At 61.8% G+C, this 5,226-nt stretch carries 6 protein-coding genes; all 6 read right to left on the bottom strand.

Translation table 11 applies throughout. The features are described from left to right. Nucleotides 1-174: 174 nt before the first annotated feature. The 6 genes from ACSVIK_RS25910 to ACSVIK_RS25935 all read right to left on the bottom strand — a co-directional run bounded on the left by ACSVIK_RS25910 (nt 175) and on the right by ACSVIK_RS25935 (nt 4,813). Entirely contained in the window at nt 175-498 is a 324-nt protein-coding gene (locus ACSVIK_RS25910) for a hypothetical protein (protein WP_268178664.1), read from the bottom strand. Beyond that, a complete protein-coding gene (locus ACSVIK_RS25915) occupies nt 495-1,385 on the bottom strand; it encodes an alpha/beta hydrolase (RefSeq protein WP_442447005.1) in 891 nt (296 codons plus the stop codon). Before ACSVIK_RS25915 ends, ACSVIK_RS25910 begins: the two co-directional genes overlap by 4 nt. Next, nucleotides 1,375-2,121: a TIGR00266 family protein gene (locus ACSVIK_RS25920; RefSeq protein WP_442447006.1), complete on the bottom strand. Its 747-nt coding sequence runs from the start codon at nt 2,119-2,121 to the stop codon at nt 1,375-1,377. Before ACSVIK_RS25920 ends, ACSVIK_RS25915 begins: the two co-directional genes overlap by 11 nt. Nucleotides 2,122-2,213: 92 nt before the next feature. Next, on the bottom strand, nt 2,214-3,503 hold the full coding sequence (locus tag ACSVIK_RS25925; protein ID WP_442447007.1) for a flavohemoglobin expression-modulating QEGLA motif protein: 1,290 nt from the start codon (nt 3,501-3,503) through the stop codon (nt 2,214-2,216). Nucleotides 3,504-3,511: 8 nt separating this feature from the next. Further along, nucleotides 3,512-4,063, bottom strand: a complete 552-nt coding sequence (locus tag ACSVIK_RS25930; RefSeq protein ID WP_442447008.1) for a hypothetical protein — start codon at nt 4,061-4,063, stop codon at nt 3,512-3,514. Between the two features lie 36 nt (nt 4,064-4,099). Continuing rightward, entirely contained in the window at nt 4,100-4,813 is a 714-nt protein-coding gene (locus ACSVIK_RS25935) for a TetR/AcrR family transcriptional regulator (RefSeq protein WP_442447009.1), read from the bottom strand. Between the last annotated feature and the right edge of the window lie 413 nt (nt 4,814-5,226).

Below are 5,226 nucleotides of genomic sequence, written 5' to 3' on the forward strand. Positions count from 1 at the left end.
AGCCTTTTTGCCTTCTTTTGTGGCGTTTGACAAAAGAAGGTCGCCGGGGGGCGAAACGGGAGATATCAGCAGAACGCGATAAGCAGCTTGAACACCGAAACCAACATACAAACTTGCCAGTCCGGTATCAAACCTGACTTCACAGAGATTCCGCGAACAACCTTCTTTTTTGCCTCACTGCTCCAGCGCTGGCGTTTCCTGCCCCAGGCAACGTACGGCCTGCTTCTTGCTATCCACCAACACGCCAGTCAGCCCCTTCTGCTGGGTGTCGAACAGCACCAACACGCCATCGACGCACTGCGCCACCTGGTCGGCCGGCTTGAGCGACACCTTGTAATCCTCCCCCGGGATGGTCTTGAGCATGGTGAACTCCGACAGCAACAGCGCGTCCTCAGGCTTGGCGAAATGCAGATAGCCGTAGTACCAGAGCACACCAATGGTGCCGACGATGCTGGCCACGCCAGTGAGGATCATGGGGATGGGATCACGTTCTTTCATTGCGAGGTCTCTGAAGCTGAAGCGGGAGGAATGGGCGAGTCGACGACGGCCAGCGGGTCTTGCAGAAAGGCCAGCAGCACCTGGCGCCAGGCATCCTCGGTGAAGGTCTGCACGTGCCCACCACAGGTTTCGATGAAGCGGCGTGGCGAGCGGGCCGCCTGGTTCAGGCGCTCGCCATTGGAAAACGCCACGACCTCGTCGTCAAGGCTATGGAAGATCAGCAGCGGCAAAGGCTCGAGCTGAGCAATGGAAGCGATGGCGCGGTCGCCGTCCGGCACCAGCCAGGACAGCGGCACCTGCAACGGCCAGGTCAGCCAGGATTGGCTCAGCACGTCACGCGCCACATCGCGATAACTGGCCGGCACGCCGTCGAGCACCAGCCCCTGCAACTGGCTGCGGCGTTCGGGATGCTGGGCCAGGTAATGCACGGCCAGGGCGCCACCCAGGCTCTGCCCGAGCAGCGTCAAGGGTTTGCCTTGCGCCTCGGGCGCCTGATCCAGCCAGGCGAACGCGGCGTCGATATCCTGATACACCGCCGGCAGGCGCGGCTCCCCTTCGGACAGACCATAGCCCCGGTAATCGAGCATCAGCACCTGATAGCCCTGCTCCGGCAGCCAGTAAGTGCCGCCCAGGTGCCAGGCCAGATTGCCGCCATTGCCATGCAGATGCAGCACGGTGCCTTTGACCGCCACACCCGGCTTGGCCGGCAGCCACCAGGCATGCAGGCGCGTACCATCGGCGGCGCGCAGTTCGATGTCGCGATAGTCCAGGCCAGCCCGCTCGGGGGTGAAAGGCAGCCCCGGCTCGGGGTAGAACAGCAGGCCGCTGCATCCGCCCAGCCACAGGCTGACGAGCAGCAGGCTCAGTGCGCGCAGCCTACTTGCCACCGGCACGCACCTCTTCGCGGGCTTGCACGGTTGCCGCGTAGACCCGCTCGGCCAGGCGCGAGAACGGCAGGCTCTGGATCCACACCGTACCCGTGCCCTTGAGCGTGGCCAGCAGCAGGCCCTCGCCACCAAAGAGCATGCTGCGCAGGCCACCGGCCAGGGCGATGTCGTAATCGAGACCGTCGCTGAAGGCCACCAGGCAGCCGGTATCCAGACGCAGTGTCTCGTCGTTCAGCTCCTTGCGGATCACCGTGCCGCCGGCATGCACGAAGGCCAGGCCATCGCCTTCGAGCTTCTGCAGGATGAAGCCTTCGCCACCGAAGAAGCCGGCGCCGATGCGCTTGGCGAAGCTGATACCGATACTTGTGCCATAGGCGGCGCAGAGAAAGGCGTCCTTCTGGCAGATCAGCCGACCGCCGACCTGAGCCAGGTCGATGGGCACCACCGTACCCGGATAAGGCGCGGCGAAGGCGACCCGCGCCTGCGTCTTGCCGGCATTGCTGAAGTGGGTCATGAACAGCGACTCGCCGGTGAGCATGCGCTTGCCGGCACTCCACAGCTTGCCCAGCAGGCCGCTGGACGAGCCATCGCCCATGCGCGTCTCGAAGCGCACGCCCTCGGTCATGTAGTTCATCGCCCCCGCTTCGGCGATCACCGTCTCGCCAGGGTCGAGAATGATCTCCACCGATTGAGCCGAACTGCCAAGGATTTCGTAGTCGAGTTGATGGCTGGACATGGGGAACCTTCGGTTAGCGACAAGCTTCAAGCCACAAGCGGCAAGTTGATCGAGCAAACCGCCTGCAGCTTGCAGCTTGCAGCTTGCAGCTTCTACAGAATATTGGCGTAGTCCGCTTCGATGCGATCCAGGCTCAGATGGTTGAGGAAGTTGGAGAAGCACATCCAGGCCGACAGCGCGTTCATGTCCTGGAACTGCGGCGGCAGGTACTTGGGCGGCAGCACCAGGCCCTCGTCCACCAGTTTGCGCAGGGTGCGCATGTCTTCCAGGGTGGTCTTGCCGCAGAACAGCAGCGGAATCTGCTCGAGCTTGCCCTTGCGCACCGCCAACTGGATGTAGTTGTAGATGAGGATGAAGCCCTTGAGGTAGGACAGATCCTTGGTGAAGGGCAAGCCATTGGGCAAGGCGCCACGGAATACCCGGCTGGCGTTGCTGTAGCTGCCCTCCTGGCCATAGCCCTGCTCGCGGAAGAACTCGAACACCTCGATGAAGTCCGCGCCCTCCTCGGCCATGTGGATGGCGCGGGTGCGGTTGGTCAGCTTGCGCAGGCGCGTGGGGTAGGAGGCGAAGGCGATCACTTCCATGAGGATGGCCAGGCCTTCCTGAGTCACGGTGGACGAAGGCGGCCCCTTGGCCAGGAAGGTGCAGATCGGCTGATTGAGGCCATTGAGCGTGGTGCCGACGTGCACCAGGCCTTCATGCACCTCCAGGGCCTTGACGTCACGCTCATTGAAGCGCGCGTCGCTGCGAATCTTGATGTAATCGGCGCCGGCTGCGGCATCGGCGAGGATGCCATCGGACTCCAGCACGCGCACGGTGTCGTCACCGAATACACCGGCCAGGCGCTGCTGGAGGATGTTCACCGCATCACCGGCACCCAGGGTCTTGGGCTCGTCTTCCAGATCACCACGGGCGGCGATGTTGTTGAGGTAGTCCGAGAGCATCAGGCCCAGGTCGGCCAGGGTCGGATCACCGGCATGGAAAGCATCGGAGGCGGCACCGTAGAGTTCCTGGCTGATCAAACCGAAGTCCTCGGTGCCGCGCGCTTCGAGCATGCGGATGACCATGCGGTATTCCTTGCACATGCGCCGCATGATCTGCCCGACCGGGTTGAACTGGCCGAGCTGGCGAGTGATGTCGCGCTCGATGTTCTGGAATTCCAGCTTCTTGGCCTGGGCATCGAAGGCCAGGGGTCGGCTCAGGTAATAGTCGCGATCCACGGCGGGCAGCGCCTTGCCCTTGGCCTTGAGGAAGGCGTCGCGGATGCCGTCGTCCCACTTCACCGCATCCAGCACGCGGATCGGCGTCTGCGCCTCGACGATGCGGTCACTGAGGGCGCGGATGCAGAGTTGATAGTCGTCCAGTTTCTGCTGGCTGTTCATTGCACTTCCTATTCGGCCACCCGCTGATAACGCGCCACTTCGACGAACAGGTCGGCATTGGCCGGGTCATCGAGGTAGGCCAGCACCTTGTCCAGCGGGCTGGTGATCAGCACGCCCTCCCCCTCCGGCATGTCGATGGGGTGACCTTCCAGCAGGCCCTTCTGCATGTCGGCGAGCAGGTGTTCGCTGTCGAGGTTGAAGATCACCAGCTCGTTGCCACGGGTCAGCTCGAAGCCGGCAATGGCGAAGTTGGCACCCAGGCTCTTGGGCAATCCGGCGGAAAGATACCAGCGCCGGCCATGATGAGCCACGGTGAAGCCGAACTGCTCGAGGTTGTCGAGGCTGTCCGGGCTGCCCTCGTACAAACGAGCCTCGTACAGATTGGCGCCAGCGCGGGTGATTTCCAGAAAGAGCCGTTCGCCCCATTCGTCCTCGCGCGTCCACTGCCCCAACAGCGGAATCGGCGCCGCCTCGTTGGCCGGGATCGGTTCCCTGAAAGTGACCAGGCAACCGCTCAACAACAGAAAGGACAAGGCGACCAGTACGCGCCAGGCTTTCATCTCGCTCTCCTTGTGCAGCGCCCCGGCAGGGCCGCGTCAGCGCCCCAGAGCCAGATCGATATAACGGTTGAAAATGGCCAGCATCGCCTGCCGGTCCTGCTGCTCGATACCTTCGAGCAAGCCTCGATACTCCATCTGCAGGATGAGGGCCGTCAACAATTCTCCATCTTCTTGCGGCCGACTGGAGCCCAGTATTTCAAAGAAGTGCGTGACACCCTGCAAAAGTATCCACCGATGCGCTTGCGCCAGGCCATACAGACGCGGGTTGAGCAATGACTCGAGGAAAAAGGCCCGTTCGGCGATCAGATGCTCGCGCCGCTCCTGCAACTGGTTGCGGATGTACTGCATGGCGAGTTCAGCAAGTTGCTCCACCACCTGCAGGCGAGCCTCGGCACTACCATCGAGCCGGGCAGCCAGCGCCACAATGGGAGCTTGCATGTTTTGCCAGAACTCGGCCATGTACTCTGCGCTGCGTTCGACGAACTGGGCGAAGGTGTCGGTGATGAGGTCGTTGATGTCCTTGAAATAATAGGTAGTGGCCGATAGCGGCACATTCGCCTCGGTCGCCACTGCACGATGACGTACCGCGCGCACGCCATCGCGCACGATGATGCGCATGGAGGCGTCGAGGATGGCCTGGCGGCGCTGCTCGCTGCCCTTGCGACTGGTCTTGCGGCCCTGGTACTTAACGCTTTCTGCGACTGCATTGGCCGCCTCGGCGGCACTCGGGGGGAAAGGTATGCGGCTCACGGCAAGGCAACTCTCTAGGTTCAAATCATGGCTGGAGAGTAATGGCTTAATGGGACGACCAAAAGATTCCGCAGCGCGGAATGATGCTATTTTGATGGCAAATATTGAATTTGGCCGGAAATGACCGGAAACATGCGGCCAAAAGGCGAATAAAAGGGGCTCCGATGCCCACCGATCAGAGTGTAGGAGCAAGTTACCAGCTCAGCAAAAGGCAACAAGGCGCTCGAACGCCGAAAAAGGTTCATCGCATTTTCAGGGAATGCCTGATACCGGACTGGCAATACTTGGTTTTTCTGGTGTTTGTTCCGAATTGCCGCGTTTTTGCTGATGTTTTTTGTTTCGCCCTCCCGGGCGAGTCACTTTGCGGGCAAAGTAACCAAAACCTTCCGCCCGATCATCCGGCCCTGGCTGCG

Source organism: Pseudomonas sp. NCHU5216, from assembly GCF_052156495.1.
Taxonomy (GTDB): domain Bacteria; phylum Pseudomonadota; class Gammaproteobacteria; order Pseudomonadales; family Pseudomonadaceae; genus Aquipseudomonas.

What these genes read in the sequence shown, in the direction of transcription:
- ACSVIK_RS25920 (WP_442447006.1), bottom strand. Translation starts at nt 2,121, where the DNA reads ATGTCCAGCCATCAACTCGACTACGAAATCCTTGGCAGTTCGGCTCAA.
- ACSVIK_RS25925 (WP_442447007.1), bottom strand. Translation starts at nt 3,503, where the DNA reads ATGAACAGCCAGCAGAAACTGGACGACTATCAACTCTGCATCCGCGCC.
- ACSVIK_RS25910 (WP_268178664.1), bottom strand. Translation starts at nt 498, where the DNA reads ATGAAAGAACGTGATCCCATCCCCATGATCCTCACTGGCGTGGCCAGC.
- ACSVIK_RS25930 (WP_442447008.1), bottom strand. Translation starts at nt 4,063, where the DNA reads ATGAAAGCCTGGCGCGTACTGGTCGCCTTGTCCTTTCTGTTGTTGAGC.